Below are 20,773 nucleotides of genomic sequence, written 5' to 3'. Positions count from 1 at the left end.
GCTACCCGACCAGCGGGCTGTACGGGATGTGCGCGCCGATCGTCGTCGGGCCGCCGGCGGGGCTGTCGACCACGAACAGTCCGCGCAGACCGTTGACCCGCTCGGCGAGTCCGGCGAGTCCGTGCCCGGGCACCGTCGATGCGCCGCCCCGGCCGTTGTCGGTCACCCAGACGTCGACCCAGTGCCCCGTGGCGCCGGTGTCGCGCGTCGAGACGGCGAGCCGCACGCTCGTCGCCTCGGTGTGCTTCGCCGCGTTGGTCAGGAGTTCGGCGGCCACGAAGTAGACGTTGCGTTCGATCGGGGCCGGCAGCGAGGCATCCTCGGGCAGCGTGATCTGGACCGCGACCGGCACGGGGCTGCGCGCGGCGAGCGATTCGAGGCCGACGGCGAGCCCCCGGTCCTGCAGGATCGGCGGGGCGAAACCGCGTGAGAGCGCACGGAGTTCGTCGAGCGTCTCCCGCGCCTGGTCGCGCGCCTCGCCGAGCAGTTCGCGCGCCGACTCGGGATCACGGTCGAGCTTGCGCTCGATGGCCGCGAGGTCCATCTGCAGGCGCACGAGCCGTTGCTGCGGCCCGTCGTGGATGTCCCGCTCGAGACGTCGCAGCGAGGCGTCCTCGGCCTGCACGGCGGCGCCGCGCGAAGCAGCCAGCTGCGCGACCTCGCGCTCGAGGGCCTCGGACCGCCATGCCCCGAGCATTCCGCGCGCGACCACGTCGTGCAGGAGCGTGAGCCCGCGGAAGACGTAGGGCAGCGTCGCGAGGAAGATCACGCCGAGGATGAGCTCGAAGACGGTCTCGCCGACCCGCGGGTCGAACTGCCACGTGTTGCCCGGGAACAGGAAGTCGAGCACGGTGTCGAACAGCCAGAAGTCGTCGTCGGCGCGACCGTCGGGGATGTAGCGCTGCCAGATCCAGCCCGTCGTGCCGGCGAGCGCGACCGAGGTCCAGGCGACGGTCAGGCTCCACGAGACGATGCTGACGATCGGGTTCACGACGAGCCCGTGCAGCAGGTACAGCCAGTAGTGCCCGTCGATGAAGGGCGCGAACATCGTGCGCCAGAAGCCCTGGTCGCGATCGCCCCGCTCCCAGGCGGGGCGGGCGACCTCGCGGCGACCGGCCCAGCGCAGCCGTACCATCTCGAGCGTGCCGAAGCCGCGCGCCATGAACATCGAGGCGACCACGATGAAGATGCCGAAGACGAGGAAGATCAGGCCGAGCCCCGTGAAGAAGGTCGTCGACAGCAGCACGAGCGCCGTGATCGCGATCGGCATCGTCAGGATGAGGAAGGCGAACTCCCTGGGCACGGTCGCCCACAGCGCCCAGTAGCCGCGGCGCCGCGGCGCGGCATCGGTCGTGGTGTTCGTGGTCATCGCCTCGGTGCTCATCGCCTCAGTGCTCATGGTGGGTTCCTCCCGTCATCGTGGCAGACCCGGTGGGATCGAGGGTCGCGGACTGACCTGGTTCGACGACGGCGAACTGCCCCATCATCCCCTGGTCCTCATGCCACAGCAGGTGGCAGTGGTACATGTACGGCGTGTCGGTGTCGGTGTAGTCCTCGAACCGCATCAGCAGCTCGTACTCGGTCTCGGGCTCGGTGAAGATCGTGTCCTTCCAGCCCGAGAGCTCGGGCGGCGGCGCCTCGCCGCCGATCGAGGCGATGCGGAACTGCACGTCGTGCACGTGGAAGCTGTGGGGCACCTGCGTCGCGTTCTCGACCACCCATCGTTCGAGCGTGTCGACCGTGACGGTCTCGTCGATGCGCCCCATGTCCATCGCCTCGCCGTTGATCTCGAAGCTGTCGCTGAGTTCGAAACGTCGGGTCGTCGCGACCTCGGTCTCGTCGATGTCGTCGATCGTGTTGAGCTGCGCCGGCACCGCTGGCGCCGGCTCGAGCGCGTCCCCAGCGCGCACCTCGAGGACGTCGAACGCGTCGCTGCCGCCGTTCGTCGCCGCGACCGGCCCGACGAGGCCGGCGACCTCGGGCGTCATCCTCGATTGCAGCACCACGCGCTGGCCGGGCGTGACCCGCAGCAGGACCTCGGCGCGCTCGCCGGGCGACAGGCGCACCTGGTCGAGCTCGACGGATGTCTCGAGCAGGCCGCCGTCGGTCGCGATGAGCTGGACGGGGCGGGCGTCGCTCCAGGTGAACGCGTAGGTGCGCGCCGTCGAGGCGTTGAGCAGCCGCAGCCGAACGAGCTCGTCGGTCACCTCGAGGTAGGGACTGCGCGTGCCGTTCACGATGAGTTCGTCGCCGAGCCCGCCCGCGTAGGTGCGCTGCCTCGATTCCTGCTCGCCCTCGGCCGAGAACCCCGTGTCCTGCACGATGACCGGGATGTCGTCGACGCCGTACTCGCCCGGCAGCCCGAGCGAGCGCTCGTGCTCGTCATGGAGGATGAACATGCCGGCGAGTCCGCGTGCGACGTGGTCCTCGGTCTCGCCGTGCGGGTGGGGGTGGTACCAGAGGGTCGCCGCCTGCTGGTCGATGTCCCACTCGGGCGACCACGAGGCGCCCGGTTCGACCATCTGGTGGGGACCGCCGTCCATCTCGGGCGGCAGGTGCATGCCGTGCCAGTGCACGGTCGTCGGTTCGTCGAGCGAGTTCGTCACCTCGACGCGCACGTGCTCGCCGCGGTCGGCGACGAGCGTCGGGCCGAGGTAGCTGCCGTTGAACCCCCACGTGTCGCTCGGTTCGCCCGGCTCGAACTCGGTCGCGCCGGCCTGCGCCTCGAGGGAGAAGACGCGGGTTCCGTCGGCGTCGACCGTCGATTCGACGAGCGGCGGGATCACGAGCGGGCGGTCGAAGTCGACCTTCCCGATCGTGGAGACCGGAGCGGGGGTGACGAGGCCGCAACCGGCGAAGGCGACGGCGACGAGGCCGCCGGCGGCGATGGCGGCGATGGCGCTGCCGATTGCGGCGCGCGGCCTGCGGAGACGTGTCTGAAGCATGCCTCCAGCCTCGCGAGCGGCGCGCAGCCAGCACAGCCGGCGTGCGCCCGGATCGCGGCGGGGGTTATCCCCACCGTGCCGTCACGCCTGGCAGGACGGGCACCAGTAGAGCTTGCGGGCGCCCATCTCTTCGAGCACGATGTGCGTGCCGCAGACCCGACACGGCAGGCCTTCGCGCTTGTACACCCAGTGCCGGTCTTCGCGGCTCGCCATGGCGGCGCGGTACGCCTCGGGGTCGAGGTCGTCCATCGTCATCATCTGGCCGGTCTCGACGCCGATGCGCAAGAGTTTCGACCAATCGCGCCAGAGCTCGCGCACGAGCTCCTCGGGCACCTGCTTGCCCGGCGTGTGCGGATTGAGGCGCGCCCGGAACAGCAGCTCGGCGCGGTAGACGTTGCCGATGCCGGCGACGACGTTCTGATCCATGAGCAGCAGCCCGATGGGCGTCGGCTTCTTGCGGACGACGCTCGTGAAGCGCTCCTCGGCGACGGCGCCTGGATCGAGCAGCGGGTCGGGGCCGAGCTTCGCGACGATCGCCTCGACCTGGGCGGGGTCGAGCACCTCGCACGCGGTCGGCCCGCGGAGGTCGGCGCAGATCGTGTCGGTGAGCAGCCGAACCCGCACCTGCCCGATCGGTTCGGGCGGGAACGTCTCGAGGCCGTTGCCCTCCTTCTCGGATTCCGACATGCGCAGCCGCGTCGTGCGGGGCGCCCCGATCGAGGTGAGCGAGTTCTCTCCGGCCGAGTCGAAGACGACGGCGTCGGGGTTGGGCGCGTCGAGGAACGTGCCGCGCTGGTTCGTCTGCCCCATGCGCCCGTTCGCCGATGCGATCGTGGCATCCATGAGGATGTCGCCCGCGAAGTCCCAGGCACCGTACATGCCGAGGTGCACGCGCAGCCAGACGTCGCCCTCGAATCCGAGGAACATCTGCTTCCCCACGGCGCGCGCATCGATCATGCGTCGGCCGTCGAGCTCGGCGGCGCCGACGGCGAACCGGCCCTGCGGGCTCGAGGCGTGCACGACGTGGCCGACGAAGTTGCGCTCGAACTGCCGGGTGATGCGGTGGACCGAGTGGCCTTCGGGCACCCTGCTACTCCGCCGGCGCCTCGGCGCGCGGCTCGACGTCCACGCCCTTGCCTGCGATGTCGCCCGTCGTCTCGTACTCTGCGAGCTGCGCGATGCGGCGCACGTGGCGCTCGTCGCCCGAGAACGGCTCGGCGATGAACGCATCGATGTAGCGGATCGCCTCTTCGACGGTGTGCTGGCGCGCACCGATCGAGATGACGTTGGCGTCGTTGTGCTCCCGGGCGAGGATCGCGGTGTCCATGCTCCAGACGAGGGCGGCGCGGATGCCCTTCACCTTGTTCGCGGCGATCTGCTCGCCGTTGCCCGAGCCGCCGAAAACGACGCCGAGGGCCTTCACGCCGGCGGCCTGGTCGCGCGCGACGCCGAGCGCGGCATTGATGCAGAACGCCGGGTAGTCGTCGAGCGCGTCGTACTCGACCGGGCCGTGGTCGATCACCTCGTGACCGCCGTTCGACAGGTGGGCCTGGAGGGTCCGGCTGAATTCGAGGCCGGCGTGGTCGGTCGCGATGTGGATGCGCATGCAGCAATTCTAGGGATTCGGCACCCACGTGACGGCGCGCCCGTGCGGCTGCGCCCACGCCCGCTGCACCCCGTCGAGCGCGAGCACGAAGTCGGTCGAATCGTTGGGCACGTCGTCGCGGACGCGGATGCCCGGCACGATCGATCGCCCCTCGACCGAGAGCCAGTGACCCGGCAGCTCGCGCACCGTCTCGACGAACCGGGCGCGCGCGGCCTCGTCGAGGTAGGCGATGACGGCGGTGTGGAGGACGACGAGGGTCGCCTCGGCGGGCGCCTCCGCGGCGAGCGCGGCGAGCCGCTCGTTGAGGTCGCCCGCTTCGAGGCGCGGCGGATCGGCGGCGACGATCGTCGCCGCGGCGCGCAGCCGCTCGCGGCGGTCCTCGTGCTCGGGCCAGATGAGCGCGTCGAGCCAGGCGAGGTCGTCGGGGTCCGTGACGTCGAGCGGATTGAGATCGATGCCGGCGCGCCAGGCGACCTCGGGCAGGCTGGCGGGTACGGGCACCGGTTCGGTGCCGCGCGTCTCGCAGTCGAGGATGACGCGGCTCGTGCCGTCGGCCGGGTCGAGTCGCCCGTGGCCCGGGTATCGGTAGCTGTACCGGTCGGGGTACAGGCAGAGGCCCGCCGAGGCGCCGACCTCGAGGAGCGCGAGCGGGCCCGGGATCTCGGCGAGCGCGGGAACGTGCAGTGCGCAGCGGCCGGCTTCGTTGGTCTGGGTGGCGTGGGTCTCGGCGGTCTCGCGCACCTCGGGCCAGTGCGCCGCCAGCCACCGCCTGAAGTCGTCGTACGGCGCCGGTTCCGAACCGTGGAATCGCGCGGCCGAGAACACGAGGTTCGGCTGGCGCTTCGCCGGCGGAAGCTCGTCGATGAGCGCGATCGTCGCCGGGTCGTCGGCGACGCCGAGCGCCCATGCATCGTACGTCTCCGACATCCCGCGGGCCTCGACCTCGGCGAACGCGCGGTAGCGCTCGGCGGTCGGGGCGTCGTTGTCGACGGTGGTGCGCATGGGGTCAGGCTACGCCTGCGGCGCGGCGACGGGGATGCCTCGGCGGGAGCTGCGGCATCCCGTCGCCGGAGCGCTCCCTCACACGTCCTCGGTCATCGGCGGCCGGAGCAGCGAGATCGCGTACGCAGCGATCCAGGCGAATCCGAGGGCGACGCCGAGGAGGAGCCGCACGCTCATGCCGGGCCCGAACGGGACGCAGAGCACGAGGCAGGCGACGCCGATCACCCGCGACCAGGCCGCCGCAGCGCGATGCCCCTCCCAGGCGAGTCGGCGGGCGACGACCCACGTCGCGGCGACGAGCGCGAGGAACGCGAGCGGCGCCGCGAACGCGTGCAGCCACCCGTGCAGGGTCAGCTCGGTCGGCATGCCGGCGGGCGCGCCGACCGGGAAACCGAGCGCCGGGTCGGCGGTGAACGCCCCGCCGAGCACGAGCCCGACTCCGTAGAGCGCGAACAGCACCGGGGCCGCGATGCGTCCGGGCCCGTCGCCGAGGCTCCGGCGAGCGCCCGCGGCGAACGCGAGCATGAGCACGCCCGCGATGACGAAGTTCGCGATCTGCACCCAGCCGAGGTCGCCGAGCGAGAGCAGGCTGAGCGGGTGCCGGGCCAGATCGAATCCCTCGCGGGTGAGGACCTGCGCGACGCCCACCACGACGAAGAGCGGTCCGGCGACGACCCCTGCGGCGACGAGACCGCGCGTCGCGGGGTCGCCGGCACGGGCGGCACGTCGTCGGTCGGCAGTCTCGCCCGGTTCGGCGCTCGAGCGGTCGATGCGGGTATCCATGGTGATGCTCCTTCCGGTCGTGACCCGGTCGATCGACCGGGTCGTTCACCATGGCGTCGCCGCGAGGCATCCGATCTCGACATCGATTCGCAGAATTTCTCGCGACCGTGTCGAGAACCGGCCGGAACCGCCGACGCTATCGTGAAGGCACGCCACCCAGGCGGGCCTCATCGAGGAGGAATCCGATGCGTTACCTGTGCATGATGAAGTCGAGCGAGTCGAACGGCGAGACACCGCCGGCCGTCTACGAGGCGATGGCCGAATACGACCGCTGGGGCCGCGCGAACGGCGTGCTGCTCGACAGCCGGGGACTGCTGCCCAGCGAGACCGGCGCGATCATCTCGCTGGCCGACGGCGACATCAAGGCCGTCGACGGTCCGTTCACCGAGGCGAAGGAGCTCGTCGGCGGCTACGCCGTGATCGAGGTCGGCACCCGAGAGGAGGCGCTCGAGCTCGGCCGACGGCTCATGCAGATCCACAAGGACTTCTGGCCGGGATTCGTCGGCAGCGTCGAGATCCGGCAGATCGCAGAGTTCTGACGCCCCGGCGGTTGCGGCCGCGTGGCGCGCGTGGTCTCATGCACCCGTGAGCGAGATGACCACGCGCGCCGCGATCGAGGCGGTCTGGCGGCTCGAGTCGGCGCGCATCATCGCCGCGCTCGTTCGCATCGTGCGCGACGTCGGCCTCGCGGAGGACGTCGCGCAGGACGCGGTCATCGCGGCACTCTCGCAGTGGCCGGCGTCGGGGATCCCCGACAACCCGGGCGCGTGGCTCATGACCACGGCCAAGCGGCGGGCGGTCGACGCGTTCCGGCGTCGCGCACGGAACGACGAGACGGCGGCCGCGCTCGCGCGCGAGCTCGAGCAGACGATCGACGACGACCCGGCTGCGGGCATCGACCACGTCGAGGACGACGTGCTGCGGCTGATGTTCATCTGCTGCCACCCCTCACTCACGCAGGAGGCGCAGACGACGCTCACGCTGAAGCTCGTCGCCGGGTTGACGACCAGAGAGATCGCGCGGGCCTTCCTCACGACCGAATCGACGATCGCGCAGCGCGTCTCACGGGCGAAGCGCACGCTCGCCGACACCGGGGCGGCGATCGAGGAGCCGAGCGGCGACGAGCGCGCGGCACGGCTCGAGACCGTGCTCCGTGTCGTGTACCTCCTCTTCAACGAGGGCTACTCGGCGACCGAGGGCGACGACTGGGTCCGCCCGGCGCTCTGCGACGAGTCCGTACGGCTGGGGCGCATCCTCACGGCGATCGTGCCCGAGGATCCCGAGGTGCACGGGCTCTCGGCGCTCATGGAGCTCCAGTCGTCGCGGCTCGCCGCGCGCATCGGCACCGACGGCGAACCGGTGCTGCTCGACGTTCAGGATCGCAGGCGATGGGATGCCTCGCGCATCCGCCGCGGCATCGAGGCCCTCGCGCGGGCGGAGTCGCTCGCCGTGGCCGGCGAGGGGCCCGGGCAGTACGCGCTGCAGGCGGAGATCGCCGCCGAGCACGCACGTGCGGCCTCGGTCGCCGACACCGACTGGGCGCGCATCGCCGACCTCTACGAGCAGCTCGGCCGGCGCACGGGCTCCCCCGTCGCCGAGCTCAACCGGGCCGTCGCGCTCGCCCGTGCCCACGGACCGGCGGCCGGGCTCGCACTGCTCGACCAGCTGGCCGAGCTGCAGGCGCTGCGCGGCTACCACCTCGTGCCGAGCGTGCGCGGCGACCTCCTCGAGCAGCAGGGCCGCGGCGCCGAGGCTGCCGCCGAGTTCGACCGGGCCGCCGCGATGACGGCGAACGAACGGGAGCGGCGACTGCTGCTGCATCGGGCGGAAGCGGCGCGGCGGCCGCCGTCCGATCGATGAGGTGATCGGCGGCGCCCGTCGCCGGTCGCCCTCCCGGCCTTCGGCGCAGTGGTCGTGTCGATGGTGCGCGGTTGAGGCGACCGTGCCGATCATCCGGCTACTCCACCGACGGCCCGAGGGCTAGGCTGGGACGCGTTGCCTGCGGCCACGAGCCGCGTCGATACTTGCGAAGGAGCGCACGTGCCCGGAGAGAACCTCACCCGACTCGAAGCCGAGGAGCGCGCCGCGCTCGTCACGGTGCACGACTACGACGTCGTGCTCGACGTCACCGTCGGCCCCGAGGTCTTCAAGACCACCACGACCGTGCGGTTCGACGCGGCCACGCCCGGCGCCTCGACGTTCATCGACGCGATCACCGCGACCGTGCACTCGGTCACCCTCAACGGGGTCGAGCTCGACCCGGCCGAGGTGAGCGACGGCGTGCGCATCCAGCTGCCGAACCTCCAAGCGCAGAACGTGCTCGTCGTCGAGGCCGACGGGCGATACATGAACACCGGCGAGGGCCTGCACCGCTTCGTCGACCCCGCCGACGGCGAGGTGTACCTCTACACCCAGTTCGAGGTGCCCGACTCGCGCCGCATGTTCGCCGTGTTCGAGCAGCCCGACCTGAAGGCCGCATTCACGTTCACCGTCACGGCCCCGTCGCACTGGCAGGTCGTCTCGAACATGCCGACGCCCGAGCCCGAGCTGCACCCGTCGGGCCGCCGCGCCGACGACGTCTCGACGGCGACGTGGTCGTTCGAGCCCACCCATCGCATCTCGAGCTACATCACGGCGCTCGTCGCCGGCCCCTACGACGTCGTGCGCGACGAGCTCATCTCGCGCGACGGCCGCGTCATCCCGCTCGGCGTGTTCAGCCGCAAGAGCCTGTCGCAGTACCTCGACGCCGACTACATCTTCGAGAAGACGAAGCAGGGCTTCGAGTACTTCGAGCAGAAGTTCGACGTGCCCTATCCCTTCACGAAGTACGACCAGCTCTTCGTGCCCGAGTACAACGCGGGCGCGATGGAGAACGCCGGGTGCGTCACCTTCACCGAGGTCTACGTCTTCCGTTCCAAGGTGACCGATGCCATCAAGGAGCGCCGGGTCGTCACGATCCTGCACGAGCTCGCGCACATGTGGTTCGGCGACCTCGTCACGATGAAGTGGTGGAACGACCTGTGGCTCAACGAGTCGTTCGCCGAGTGGGCCTCGACGATCGCGACCGCCGAGGCGACCGAGTGGCACCACGCGTGGACGACGTTCAACTCGATGGAGAAGAGCTGGGCGTACCGCCAGGACCAGCTGCCCTCGACCCACCCGATCGTCGCCGAGATCCGCGACCTCGAAGACGTGCTCGTGAACTTCGACGGCATCACGTACGCCAAGGGCGGCTCGGTGCTGAAGCAGCTCGCCGCCTGGGTCGGCATCGACGCGTTCTTCACTGGCGTCTCGGCGTACTTCAAGAAGCACGCGTGGGGCAACACGACCCTCGCCGACCTGCTCGCCGAGCTCGAGGTCGCCTCGGGCCGCGACCTGTCGGGCTGGTCGAAGCTGTGGCTCGAGACGGCGGGCGTCAACACGCTGCGCCCCGAGATCGAGACGGATGACTCGGGCGCGATCACGTCGTTCACGGTGCTGCAGTCGGCGCACCCCGACTACCCGACCATCCGACCGCACCGCCTCGCGATCGGCTTCTACAACCTGAAGGACGGCAAGCTGGTGCGCGAGCACCGCGTCGAGCTCGACGTCGACGGCGAGCGCACCGTGGTCGCCGAGCTCTCGGGTCTCGCTCGCCCCGACCTCGTGCTCCTCAACGACGACGACCTCGCCTACGCGAAGATCCGCCTCGACGAGGCATCGCAGAAGGTCGCGATCGCGAACCTCTCGAAGATCGAGGACCCGCTCGCCCGCGCGCTGGTCTGGTCGAGCGTCTGGGACGCGACGCGCGACGCCGAGACGAGCGCGAGCGACTACCTCGACCTCGTGCTCGGCAACATCGCGAGCGAGACCGAGTCGACGACGCTGCGCATCATCCTCGCGAACGCGCAGCTCGCCGCGAGCTCGTACGTCGCACCCGAGCACCGCGCCGACGCGCGCCGCACGCTCGCCGACGGGTTCTGGCAGCTCGCACAGCAAGCCGAGGCCGGCAGCGACGCGCAGTTCCAGTTCGTGAAGTCGTTCGCCGCGATCGCCGAGGCCGGCACCCAGGTCGACGCCCTCGCCGGTCTCTTCGACGGCTCGATCTCGCTCGACGGGCTCGACATCGACACAGACCTCGGCTGGGAGCTGCTCATCGCGCTCGTCGCCGCGGGCCGCGCCGGCGATGCCGAGATCGACGCCCGCCTCGCCACCGACAAGACCGCGACGGGCCAGGAGTCGGCGGCGCACGCCCGTGCGGCGATGCCGACCGCCGTGGGCAAGCAGCGCGCGTGGGACTCGATCGTCGTCGCCGACACCGCGACGAACTCGGTCGTCCGCACGACCGCCGCCGGCTTCGTGCGCGCCGACGAACAGTCGCTGCTCTCGCCCTTCATCGAGCGCTACTTCGGCATGATCGGCGAGGTCTGGAAGGCCCGCAGCTACGCGATCGCCGAGAAGCTCGTCGAGCTGCTCTACCCCGCCACGCTCGCGAACCGCGAGCTCGTCGACGCGAGCCACGCCTGGCTCGACCAGAACACCGATGCCGCGCCGGCCCTGCGCCGTCTCGTGATCGAGAACGTCGCCGGTGTCGAGCGCGCGCTCGCCGCGCAGGCGCGCGACGCGCAGTAGTCGCACCGCGGCCTCACCGGGGCGGCGGCGAGTGGTACCCCGGTACCACCCGCCGCCGCCCCGAACCATTCCCGCGGCCGATGCGCCGGAGGCGGTCGCATCCGTAGCGTCGAAGGCATGATCACCGCAACCGCGCTCACCAAGCGCTACGGCCAGAAGACGGCCGTCAACGACATCACGTTCACCGTGCGGCCCGGCCAGGTCACAGGATTCCTCGGTCCGAACGGCGCCGGCAAGTCGACCACGATGCGCATGATCGTCGGCCTCGACCGCCCGAGCGCCGGCACCGTCACCGTCGGGGGCAAGCCGTACGCCGCGCACCGCGCACCCCTCCACGAGGTCGGTGCGCTCCTCGACGCGAAGGCCGTGCACACCGGCCGCACAGCCGAGAACCACCTGCTCGCGATGGCGGCGACCCACGGCATCGGCAAGCGCCGCGTGCGCGAGGTCATCGAGCTCACCGGCCTCGAGTCGGTCGCCCGCAAGCGCGTCGGCGGCTTCTCGCTCGGCATGGGCCAGCGACTGGGCATCGCCGCGGCCATGCTCGGCGACCCCTCGACCCTCATCCTCGACGAGCCGGTCAACGGGCTCGACCCCGAGGGCGTGCTCTGGGTGCGCCAGTTCGTCCGCCACCTCGCCGGCGAAGGCCGCACCGTCTTCCTCTCGTCGCACCTCATGAGCGAGATGGCGCAGACCGCCGATCACCTGATCGTGCTCGGCCGCGGTGAGATCATCGCCGACGCGCCCGTCGACGAGATCGTGGCCGGAGGCACGCGTCCCCGCGTCCGCGTGCGATCGCCGCACGCGTCGCAGCTCGCCGACCTGCTCGCAGCGCCCGAGGTCGCCGTGCTCCGATCCGAAGCCGGCGTGCTCGAGGTCACGGGCGTCGAGGCGGCCGGGATCGGCGACCTCGCCGCCGCGCACGGCCTCGCCATCCACGAACTCACCCCGCAGAACGCGTCGCTGGAGGAGGCCTACATGGCCCTCACCGCCGACGCCGTCGAATACCGTACGGAGGCCGTCCGATGACCACGATCACCCCGACCGCGACGCACCCAGCGCAGGGCGCGCGCTCGACCCGCCTCACGTTCGGCGGCGTGCTCTCGTCCGAATGGATCAAGCTGCGGAGCCTGCGCTCGACCGTCTGGTCGTACCTCATCGTGATCGCGATCTCGCTCGGCATGGCGCTGCTCATGTCGCTCAGCATGGTGAACGGCATGGGCGGCGGCATGGACATCGACGGCGCTCCCGTGGAGCAGCAGCACGAGCTCGTGATGCAGGCCTCGACCTTCGGCGTCTACTTCGGCCAGCTCGTCGTCGGCGTGCTCGGCGTGCTCGTCATCAGCGGCGAGTACACGACCGGCATGATCCGCTCGACGCTCACGGCCGTGCCGCAGCGCCTGCCCGCCCTCGCCGCGAAGGGCGTCGTGCTGTTCGTGGCGACGTTCGTCATCGGCATGCTCGCCAACCTGGGCGCATACCTGACCGCGACGATCGTGTTCGGCACCGACCTCGAACTGCTCGACGCCGACACGCTCCTCACGCTCGCCGGCGGCGCCCTGTACCTCGCGCTCGTCGCGGTGTTCGCCCTCGGGGTCGGCACGATCATCCGGTCGAGCGCAGGTGGCATCGCCGCCGTGCTCGGCCTGCTGCTGCTGCTGCCGACGGTGCTGCAGCTCATCCCGGCCGACTGGGCGCACGACGCCATCCCGTACCTGCTGTCGTCGTCGGGCATGACGATGTTCATGGCGATCGGCGCCGAGGACTCGGCGATCGTGGGCCCGAACGCCTGGCAGAGCCTCCTGGTCGTGCTGGCGTGGGTGGGGGTCTCCATCGCCGGCGCCTCGGTGCTCCTGAAGCGCAGGGACGCGTAGAGTCCTGCCTATGACGGAAGCACCGTTCTCCCCCGGCCGCCCGGCTTCGGCGGTCGGGGGAGAACTCCGTCTGCCGAAGCCGCCCGGAGTGATCAGGCAGTTCTGGGCGAGGCATCCACGACTGACCGACTCGCTGATCACGGCGGTGTACGTCGTCCCGACGTTCATCGCCGCGATCGTGATGGCGAGCGACGACCCCGAGCCGCCGCTCTGGTCGACGGTGCTGCAACTGGTCGGCATCGCACTGGGCGGCGCCGCGCTGCTGCTGTTCCGCCGAACCAGGCCATGGCTCGTGATGGGCGTCGCCTGGCTCGTCTGCATCATCGTCTCGCCCTTCGGCCAGAGCGACATCTTCCCCATGCTGTTCGCGCTCTACGGTCTCGGCGTCTACCGATCGACGAGATCGGCGTGGATCGGCTTCGGCGCCTCGGTGCTCGTGGCCGTCGCCAGCTCGTACGTCGAGGCGTGGACCTCGGCGGTGTTTCCCGGCGGACCGGTCGCCGCATCGTCGCAGTACACCGTGATACTGCTGATCGCGACGCTCATCGGCGTCACCACCGGCAACCGGCGGCGCTACCTCGAGGCGTTGATCGCCCGCGCCCACGACCTCGCGCGCGAGCGCGACCAGCAGGCACAGCTCGCAGCGGCCGCCGAGCGCGCCCGCATCGCCCGCGAGCTGCACGACATCGTCTCGCACGGGCTCACCGTCATGGTGACCCTCGCCGACGGTGCGGCCGCGACCGTCGCACGCGACCCTGAACGGGCTGCCGACGTCATGCGGAGCGTGGCCGAGACCGGCCGGGATGCGCTCGGCGAGATGCGGCGGATGCTCGGTGTGCTCGCCGAGCCGGGCACCGAGCCGGCCGAACGGGCGCCGCAGCCGGGGCTCGCCGCGATCCCCGAGCTCGTCGACGGGTTCCGTGACGCGGGGCTCCCCGTGGGCCTCACGACGATCGGCGCGCCCGCCCCCGACCCCGCGCTCGGACTGGCGATCTACCGCATCGTGCAGGAGGGGCTCACGAACGCGCTGCGCCACGGCGAGCGGGCGCACCACGTCGACGTCCGCATCGAATACGCCCCGGGAGCCGTCGAAGTCGTCGTCGACGACGACGCACCCGCCGAGACCACCGATGCCATGCCGTCCACTCGCGGAGCCGGTCGCGGTCTCGCCGGCCTCCGCGAGCGCGTCGCCCTCTACGGCGGCTCGCTCGAGGCCGGCCCGCGGGATGGACGAGGCTGGCGACTGCGGGCGACGCTCCACCCCAGACCGGCCACGGATGCCTCGGCCCCTCACCGCGGTGACGACGCGTCCGAGCCCACCGATGGCCGGGGCTTCCCCGGAGTCCCGGAACGGCCCGGCTCCGCCGACTCCCACGACCGCCCGACGATCCCGAACGAGGACGCCGAATGACCGACGCATCACCGCAGACCGCCGCCCCGACGGCGCCGGTGCGCGTCGCCCTCGTCGACGACCAGGCGCTCGTCCGGACCGGATTCCGGCTGGTGCTCGACGCGGAGCCCGGCATCGACGTGGTCGGCGAGGCCGGCGACGGCCGCGCCGCGGTCGAGCTCGCCGACGCGACCGAGATCGACGTGCTGCTGATGGACGTGCGGATGCCCGGCGTCGACGGCATCACCGCCACCGCCGAGGTGACGGCGAGCCATCCCGGGACCCGCGTCATCGTGCTCACGACATTCGATCTCGACGAGTACGCGTTCGCCGCGATCCGGGCGGGGGCGAGCGGCTTCCTGCTGAAGGATGTGCGGCCGAATGAACTCGTCGCCGCGATCCGTACGGTGCACGAGGGCGAGGCGACGCTGTCGCCGCGGGTGACCCGGCGCATGCTCGAGCTCTTCGCAGCCGAGCTGCCGACGGAGCCGGCACGCCCCGACGGCGCCTCGCCGGCCGGTCCGCTCGACGCGCTCACCGCGCGCGAGCGGGAGATCCTCGTCGGGATCGCCGAGGGGCTCAACAACACCGAGCTCTCCGAGCGGTTCTTCCTCTCGGAGTCGACCGTGAAGACCCACGTCGGGCGAGTGCTGCAGAAGACCGGTGCCAGAGACCGGGTGCAGCTCGTCATCCTCGCGTACGAATCCGGCCTCCTCGACGCGCACGGCTGACGCCACGTGCATCGCTAGGCTGGCTTGGCGCCATCGCTACGAAGGGATCGTCCATGCCTGCTGCCAACCTCACCCGCACCGAAGCCGAGGAGCGGGCGGCGATCGTCGGCTCCCCGAGCTACGAGGTCGTGCTCGACCTCACGGGCGACGGCGCGACGTTCCGCAGCGAGACGACGGCACGGTTCACCGGGGTGGCCGGGGCCTCGACCTTCATCGAGGCCTGCACCGACCGGGTGCACGAGGTCGTGCTCAACGGGCGGGTCCTCGACCCCGCCACGGTGAGCGACGGCACCCGCATCCGTCTCGACGAGCTCGAGGTTGAGAACGAGCTGCGCGTCGTCGCCGACGCACGCTACACGAATTCCGGCGAGGGCCTGCACCGCTTCGTCGACCCCGTCGACGACGAGACGTACCTCTACACCGAGTTCGCCGTCGCCGAGGCGAATCGCGTCTACGCCGTGTTCGACCAGCCCGATCTCAGGGCGGGCGTGCGCTTCACGATCACGGCACCGGCGCACTGGACAGTGCTGTCGAACGCGCCCTCCCCCGAGCCGGTCGCCGGCCCCGCGGCATCCGCGGTCGCGACGTGGGCCTTCGAGACCGGCCCCGTCATCTCGAGCTACATCATCGCGATCATCGCAGGCCCCTACGCGAGCTGGCGCGGCAGCGCCACGAGCGTCGACGGCCGCGACGTGCCGCTCGGCCTCTTCACGCGTGCGTCGCTCGCCCAGTACGCCGACCCCGAGATGATGTTCTCGACCGTGCAGGCGGGCCTGGGCTTCTACGAGCAGGCGTTCGGCGTGCCGTACCCGTACGGCAAGTACGACCAGATCTTCGTGCCCGAGTACAACTGGGGCGCGATGGAGAACGTCGGTGCCGTGACGTTCAACGAGGGCTACCTCTTCCGCTCGCGCGTCTCCGATGCTCGCCGCGAGCAGCGCGCCATCGTGGTGCTGCACGAGCTCAGTCACATGTGGTTCGGCAACTCGGTGACCATGAAGTGGTGGAACGACCTCTGGCTCAACGAGTCGTTCGCGACGTGGGCGTCGACGCTCGCGACGTCGCAGGTCACCGAGTTCACGGGCGTCTGGTCGACGTTCGCGAACGACGAGAAGACGCACGCCGCCGAGCAGGACCAGCTGCCCTCGACGCACCCGATCGTCGCGGAGATCGGCGACCTCGAGGACGTCGAGGTCAACTTCGACGCGATCACCTACGACAAGGGCGCCTCGGTGCTGAAGCAGCTCGTCGCCTGGGTGGGCCTCGATGCGTTCAAGCGCGGCGTCGGCGCCTATCTCGCGAAGCACTCGGGCGGCAACGCGACCCTGCGCGACCTGCTCGACGAGCTCGAGGCCGCGAGCGGGCGCGAGCTCACACGCTGGTCGGAGCTGTGGCTCGAGACGGCCGGCGTGAACACCCTGCGCGCCGAGATCGAGACGGACGCCTCGGGCACCATCACGTCCGCGGCGATCGTGCAGACCGCGGCCTCGTCGCATCCGACGCTGCGCCCGCACCGGGTCGCGCTCGGCGGCTACGAGCTCGACGATTCCCGGCTCGACCGGGTCTTCCGCGCCGAACTGGACGTCGACGGCGCGCGGACCGAGGTGCCCGAGCTCATCGGTAGAGCGCGGCCCGACCTCCTGCTCGTGAACGACGACGACCTGACCTACGCGAAGGTGCGGCTCGACGAACGATCGTTCGACACGGCGGTGCACCACCTCGCCGAGCTCGCCGACCCGGTCGCCCGCGCCGTCGTGCTCGGTTCCGCCTGGGATGCGGTGCGCGACGCGGAACTGCCCGCAGCCGCCTTCGTGCGTCTCGTGCTCGCGTCGATCGGGCACGAGACGCAGTCCTCGGCACGTTCGCTCGCGCTCTCCAGGCTCGACCACGCCGTGTCGCGCTACCTGGCCGACGAGCACCGCGAGCGCCTCGCCTCCGAGGCTGGCGACGCCATCTGGGCCCTCGCCGAACTCGCACCGGCGGGCTCCGACGCGCAGCTGCAGTTCGTCAAGGCCTTCACCGGCCTCGCGTCGACCGACGCGCACGGCGACGTCCTCGGGAGCCTGCTCGAGGGCTCGATCGCCCTCGACGGGCTCGCGATCGACCTCGACCTCCGCTGGGAGCTCGTCATCGCACGATCGGCGCTCGGAGCGGGCGACGACGACGAGATCGCCGCGGCGCTCGCGGCCGACGACACCGCGAAAGGTCGCCAGCTCGCGGAAACCGCGCGGGCGGCCCGCCCCGACCAAGCCGTCAAGGACGCCGCGTGGCGGCGCGCGATGACCGACGAGGGCCTCTCCAACGACGTCGCCCGGGCGATCGCCGACGGCTGGCGCCGCACGAACTCCCCCGAGCTGCTCGCGACGGTCGTGCACGAGTACTTCGCCGCGCTTCCCGGAGTGTGGGCCGACCGCAGCTACAACATGGCGTCGATCCTGTCGAAGCGGTTGTTCCCGACCCCGCTCATCGACGCCGAGCTCGCCGAGCTCACCCGCACGTGGCTGGCCCGCCACCCCGAGCCCGCATCGATGCATCGCGCGGTCACGGAGCACCTCGCCGAACTCGACCGCGCGCTCGCCGCGCGCGCCCGCGATGCCAGCGAGCTCTCGGGCGGGGCTCAGTAGACTTGCACACCATGTTCGGGTTCGAGATCTTCCGCACCACCGGCGACGAAGGCAACCCGGTCGACGTCGACTACTGGACCGGTCTCGGCACCTGGTGGGCGACCCACTGGGACGAGATCCTCGGCAAGCTCATCTCGATCGTCTTCATCATCGCGATCGCCCTGCTCATCCGCTGGGTGCTGCACTTCGTGATCGAGCGCGTCGTCAAGCAGATCGTCTCCGGCGTCAAGAAGAAGCAGGACGTCACCGACACCCAGGCCCTGCAGGCGTCGCCGCTCGCGACCGTGCGGCTCGTGCAGCGAACCCGCACCCTGGGCACGGTGCTCACGAACATCGTCAACGTGACCCTGTTCGTCGTCGTCGTGCTGCTGATCGTCAACACCATCAACTCGGCGATCCTCAGCTCCTTCGCGCTGCTGACCGCCGCGGTCGGCGCCGGCCTCGGCTTCGGTGCGCAGAACATCGTGAAGGACGCACTCAACGGCCTCTTCATGGTCGTCGAGGACCAGCTCGGCGTCGGCGACATCGTCGACCTCGGCCCTGCGACCGGGATCGTCGAAGAGGTGCGCATCCGCATCACGACCGTCCGCGACGTCAACGGCACCCTCTGGTTCGTGCGCAACGGCGAGATCCTGCGCGTCGGCAACATGTCGCAGGGCTGGGCACGCGTGATCATCGACCTCGCGGTGCCCTACGACGCCGACGTCGACGCCGTCGAGGCGGAACTGCTGCGAGCGGCGACCGAGATGGCCCATTCGAGCAAGTGGCGCAGCCGCATCATGGAGAAGCCCGAGGTCTGGGGCCTCGAGTCGATCTCGGCCGACGCGCTCGTCATCCGCGTCGTCATGAAGGTGCGCTCGTCGGCGAAGGACGACGTCGCACGCGAACTGCGCATGCGCCTGAAGCGCGCCCTCGACGAGATGGGCGTCAAGCTGCCGAGCCTCACGAGCGTCGTGCCGACCGGCTTCGAGGGGGCGACCCGGGTCAAAGGCGCGAAGCCCCCGCGCACGGCGCCCAATGCCGTCGTCGCCGACGCGAGCGTGCCGAGCGGGAAGAAGCCGAAGAACCAGGCTCCCCGCGTCCCGCGGACGAAACCGCCCACCCCGCCGACCGGAGGCACTGCATGACCGAGTTGCAGTCGTTCTACGACCAGGTGGGCGGCAGCGCGACGTTCGAGAAGCTCGTGGCCGAGTTCTACCGCGGCGTCGCCGACGACCCGGTGCTGCGCCCCATGTATCCCGAGGAGGACCTCGGGCCCGCCGCACGGCGCCTGCAGCTCTTCCTCGAGCAGTACTGGGGCGGCCCGACGACCTACGGTGACGAGCGCGGTCACCCGCGGCTGCGAATGCGCCACATGCCGTTCAAGGTCAACCCCGACGCCCGCGACCGCTGGCTCGCCCACATGCGCACGGCCGTCGACTCGCTCGAGCTCCCCCCGCTCGCCGAGGAGACGCTGTGGGACTATCTGCAGCGGGCCGCGTTCGCGATGGTGAACACGTTCGACGACTGATCGACCCACCGCCACCCACCCGAAGCGACGAAGGAGTCACTGTGGCAATCACCCCCAACCCCGATGCGATCGTCGTCGGCGCAGGCCTCTCCGGCCTCGTCGCGGCATCCGAGCTCGTCGACGCCGGCCGCAGGGTCGTGATCGTCGACCAGGAGCCCGAGGCGAGCCTCGGCGGCCAGGCCCACTGGTCGTTCGGCGGCCTCTTCCTCATCGACTCCCCCGAGCAACGGCGCATGGGGGTGAAGGACTCCATCGACCTCGCCCGCCAGGACTGGCTCGGCACGGCGGGATTCGACCGCGAGGAGGACGAGTGGGGCCGTCGGTGGGCCGACGCCTACCTCGAGTTCGCGGCCGGCGAGAAGCGGGCCTGGCTGCACGAGAAGGGCGTCCGCTTCTTCCCCGTCGTGGGCTGGGCCGAGCGCGGCGCGGGCGCCGCGTACGGCCACGGCAACTCGGTGCCCCGCTTCCACATCACCTGGGGCACCGGCCCCGGCGTGCTGGCGCCGTTCATCGCCCGGGTGAAGGCGGGCGAGGCGGCCGGACTCGTCGAGTTCCGGCACCGCCATCGGGTCGACGAGCTCATCGTCGAGTCGGGCGCCGTCGTCGGAGTCCGCGGCGCCGTGCTCGCGCCCGACGAGGCGGCCCGGGGCGAGGCATCCAACCGTGACGAGGTCGGGGAGTTCGAACTGCGCGCCCCCGCCGTCGTCGTCGCATCGGGGGGCATCGGCGGCAACCACGACCTCGTGCGCGCCGCGTGGCCCGAGCGGATGGGCGAGCCGCCCGTCGACCTGCTCTCGGGCGTGCCCGCGCACGTCGACGGACGCATGCTCGGCATCGCCGAGGCGTCGGGGGCGCGGCTCGTCAACGGCGACCGCATGTGGCACTACACCGAGGGCATCACCAACTGGGACCCCGTGTGGCCGCTGCACGGCATCCGCATCCTGCCGGGTCCGTCGTCCCTCTGGTTCGACGCAGAGGGACGCCGGCTGCCGGTACCGCTCTTCCCCGGCTTCGACACGCTCGGCACGCTCGAGCACCTCGCCGCGACCGGGCACGCCCACTCGTGGTTCGTGCTGACGCAGAAGATCATCGAGAAGGAGTTCGCGCTCTCGGGCAGCGAGCAGAACCCTGACCTCACCGGCAAGGACCTGAAGCTCCTCGCCCAGCGCGTTCGCGCGGGCGCGCCCGCCCCCGTCGAGGCCTTCAAGCAGCACGGCGCCGACTTCGTCGTCGCCGACACGCTCGACGAATTGTTCGACGGCATGCGCGCCCTCTCCCCCGACGTCGAACTCGACACGGCGAACATCGAGCGCGAGATCGTCGCGCGCGACCGCGAGGTCGACAACGAGTTCTCCAAGGACCTGCAGCTCATCGCCGTCCGCGGCGCGCGCAGGTACCGCGGCGACAAGCTGATCCGGGTGGCGACGCCGCACCGCATCCTCGATCCGGAGGCCGGGCCGCTCATCGCGGTGAAGCTGCACATCCTCACCAGGAAGAGCCTCGGCGGCATCCAGACCGACCTCGACTCGCGCGCCCTCGGCGCGGACGGCGCTCCCGTGCCCGGACTCTACGCGGTCGGCGAGGCCGCCGGTTTCGGCGGCGGCGGCGTGCACGGCTACCGCGCGCTCGAGGGCACGTTCCTGGGCGGATGCCTCTTCACCGGTCGCTCGGCGGGGCGGGCGATCGCTCGGGGCTGA

At 71.1% G+C, this 20,773-nt stretch carries 17 protein-coding genes; 11 read left to right on the top strand and 6 right to left on the bottom strand.

Annotation, left to right across the window (positions count from 1 at the left end; genetic code table 11):
- Window position 1: 1 nt before the first annotated feature.
- The 6 genes from PX701_RS16095 to PX701_RS16070 all read right to left on the bottom strand — a co-directional run bounded on the left by PX701_RS16095 (window position 2) and on the right by PX701_RS16070 (window position 6,336).
- Window positions 2-1,399 (bottom strand): sensor histidine kinase, encoded by a 1,398-nt coding sequence (locus PX701_RS16095; RefSeq protein ID WP_275506891.1) that lies wholly within the window; start codon window positions 1,397-1,399, stop codon window positions 2-4.
- Window positions 1,389-2,945, bottom strand: a complete 1,557-nt coding sequence (locus tag PX701_RS16090) for a multicopper oxidase family protein (protein ID WP_275506890.1) — start codon at window positions 2,943-2,945, stop codon at window positions 1,389-1,391. The genes PX701_RS16095 and PX701_RS16090 overlap by 11 nt, the downstream gene beginning before the upstream one ends.
- 81 nt (window positions 2,946-3,026) lie before the next feature.
- The gene (locus PX701_RS16085; protein WP_231430832.1) at window positions 3,027-4,031 is read right to left on the bottom strand and encodes an Fpg/Nei family DNA glycosylase; all 1,005 of its coding nucleotides are present in this window, start codon (window positions 4,029-4,031) and stop codon (window positions 3,027-3,029) included.
- Window positions 4,032-4,035: 4 nt separating this feature from the next.
- Entirely contained in the window at window positions 4,036-4,551 is a 516-nt protein-coding gene (locus tag PX701_RS16080) for a ribose-5-phosphate isomerase (protein ID WP_275506889.1), read from the bottom strand.
- A 9-nt stretch (window positions 4,552-4,560) separates the two neighbouring features.
- A complete protein-coding gene (locus PX701_RS16075; protein WP_275506888.1) occupies window positions 4,561-5,553 on the bottom strand; it encodes a DUF2332 domain-containing protein in 993 nt (330 codons plus the stop codon).
- A gap of 78 nt (window positions 5,554-5,631) precedes the next feature.
- Window positions 5,632-6,336: a DUF998 domain-containing protein gene (locus tag PX701_RS16070; RefSeq protein WP_275506887.1), complete on the bottom strand. Its 705-nt coding sequence runs from the start codon at window positions 6,334-6,336 to the stop codon at window positions 5,632-5,634.
- 185 nt (window positions 6,337-6,521) lie between these two features.
- Between PX701_RS16070 and PX701_RS16065 the strand changes: the two genes are divergently transcribed.
- The 11 genes from PX701_RS16065 (at window position 6,522) to PX701_RS16015 (ending at window position 20,773) form a co-directional block, all read left to right on the top strand.
- A complete protein-coding gene (locus tag PX701_RS16065; protein ID WP_231430828.1) occupies window positions 6,522-6,875 on the top strand; it encodes a YciI family protein in 354 nt (117 codons plus the stop codon).
- Window positions 6,876-6,930: 55 nt separating this feature from the next.
- Complete coding sequence (locus PX701_RS16060) at window positions 6,931-8,196, top strand: RNA polymerase sigma factor (protein ID WP_275506965.1); 1,266 nt, start codon at window positions 6,931-6,933, stop codon at window positions 8,194-8,196.
- A gap of 180 nt (window positions 8,197-8,376) precedes the next feature.
- Entirely contained in the window at window positions 8,377-10,947 is a 2,571-nt protein-coding gene (pepN, locus tag PX701_RS16055; RefSeq protein WP_275506886.1) for an aminopeptidase N, read from the top strand.
- Between the two features lie 117 nt (window positions 10,948-11,064).
- Window positions 11,065-11,976 carry an ABC transporter ATP-binding protein gene (locus tag PX701_RS16050; protein ID WP_275506885.1) on the top strand — a complete coding sequence of 304 codons (912 nt, stop codon included), beginning with the start codon at window positions 11,065-11,067 and terminating at the stop codon, window positions 11,974-11,976.
- Entirely contained in the window at window positions 11,973-12,821 is an 849-nt protein-coding gene (locus PX701_RS16045) for an ABC transporter permease (RefSeq protein WP_231430825.1), read from the top strand. Before PX701_RS16050 ends, PX701_RS16045 begins: the two co-directional genes overlap by 4 nt.
- Before the next feature lie 10 nt (window positions 12,822-12,831).
- The gene (locus PX701_RS16040) at window positions 12,832-14,232 is read left to right on the top strand and encodes a sensor histidine kinase (protein WP_275506884.1); all 1,401 of its coding nucleotides are present in this window, start codon (window positions 12,832-12,834) and stop codon (window positions 14,230-14,232) included.
- Entirely contained in the window at window positions 14,229-14,942 is a 714-nt protein-coding gene (locus PX701_RS16035; RefSeq protein WP_275506883.1) for a response regulator transcription factor, read from the top strand. Before PX701_RS16040 ends, PX701_RS16035 begins: the two co-directional genes overlap by 4 nt.
- A 53-nt stretch (window positions 14,943-14,995) precedes the next feature.
- Window positions 14,996-17,566 carry an aminopeptidase N gene (gene pepN / locus PX701_RS16030; RefSeq protein WP_275506882.1) on the top strand — a complete coding sequence of 857 codons (2,571 nt, stop codon included), beginning with the start codon at window positions 14,996-14,998 and terminating at the stop codon, window positions 17,564-17,566.
- An 11-nt stretch (window positions 17,567-17,577) separates the two neighbouring features.
- A complete protein-coding gene (locus PX701_RS16025) occupies window positions 17,578-18,693 on the top strand; it encodes a mechanosensitive ion channel family protein (protein ID WP_231430821.1) in 1,116 nt (371 codons plus the stop codon).
- Window positions 18,690-19,076: a globin gene (locus tag PX701_RS16020; RefSeq protein ID WP_275506881.1), complete on the top strand. Its 387-nt coding sequence runs from the start codon at window positions 18,690-18,692 to the stop codon at window positions 19,074-19,076. Before PX701_RS16025 ends, PX701_RS16020 begins: the two co-directional genes overlap by 4 nt.
- Before the next feature lie 47 nt (window positions 19,077-19,123).
- On the top strand, window positions 19,124-20,773 hold the full coding sequence (locus PX701_RS16015) for an FAD-binding dehydrogenase (RefSeq protein WP_231432317.1): 1,650 nt from the start codon (window positions 19,124-19,126) through the stop codon (window positions 20,771-20,773).

Source organism: Agromyces chromiiresistens (assembly GCF_029167465.1).
Classification (GTDB): Bacteria; Actinomycetota; Actinomycetes; order Actinomycetales; family Microbacteriaceae; genus Agromyces; species Agromyces chromiiresistens.
Note: the sequence above shows the minus strand (reverse complement) of the source record. Positions and strands in the feature narration are given on the sequence as shown.

Bases quoted from the DNA above. Each gene is read 5' to 3' on its own strand.
- PX701_RS16025 (WP_231430821.1), top strand. From the start codon at position 17,578: ATGTTCGGGTTCGAGATCTTCCGCACCACCGGCGACGAAGGCAACCCG.
- PX701_RS16040 (WP_275506884.1), top strand. From the start codon at position 12,832: ATGACGGAAGCACCGTTCTCCCCCGGCCGCCCGGCTTCGGCGGTCGGG.
- PX701_RS16060 (WP_275506965.1), top strand. From the start codon at position 6,931: ATGACCACGCGCGCCGCGATCGAGGCGGTCTGGCGGCTCGAGTCGGCG.
- PX701_RS16045 (WP_231430825.1), top strand. From the start codon at position 11,973: ATGACCACGATCACCCCGACCGCGACGCACCCAGCGCAGGGCGCGCGC.
- PX701_RS16080 (WP_275506889.1), bottom strand. From the start codon at position 4,551: ATGCGCATCCACATCGCGACCGACCACGCCGGCCTCGAATTCAGCCGG.
- PX701_RS16065 (WP_231430828.1), top strand. From the start codon at position 6,522: ATGCGTTACCTGTGCATGATGAAGTCGAGCGAGTCGAACGGCGAGACA.
- PX701_RS16090 (WP_275506890.1), bottom strand. From the start codon at position 2,945: ATGCTTCAGACACGTCTCCGCAGGCCGCGCGCCGCAATCGGCAGCGCC.
- PX701_RS16035 (WP_275506883.1), top strand. From the start codon at position 14,229: ATGACCGACGCATCACCGCAGACCGCCGCCCCGACGGCGCCGGTGCGC.
- PX701_RS16095 (WP_275506891.1), bottom strand. From the start codon at position 1,399: ATGAGCACTGAGGCGATGAGCACCGAGGCGATGACCACGAACACCACG.
- PX701_RS16020 (WP_275506881.1), top strand. From the start codon at position 18,690: ATGACCGAGTTGCAGTCGTTCTACGACCAGGTGGGCGGCAGCGCGACG.
- pepN (WP_275506882.1), top strand. From the start codon at position 14,996: ATGCCTGCTGCCAACCTCACCCGCACCGAAGCCGAGGAGCGGGCGGCG.
- PX701_RS16075 (WP_275506888.1), bottom strand. From the start codon at position 5,553: ATGCGCACCACCGTCGACAACGACGCCCCGACCGCCGAGCGCTACCGC.
- PX701_RS16070 (WP_275506887.1), bottom strand. From the start codon at position 6,336: ATGGATACCCGCATCGACCGCTCGAGCGCCGAACCGGGCGAGACTGCC.
- PX701_RS16050 (WP_275506885.1), top strand. From the start codon at position 11,065: ATGATCACCGCAACCGCGCTCACCAAGCGCTACGGCCAGAAGACGGCC.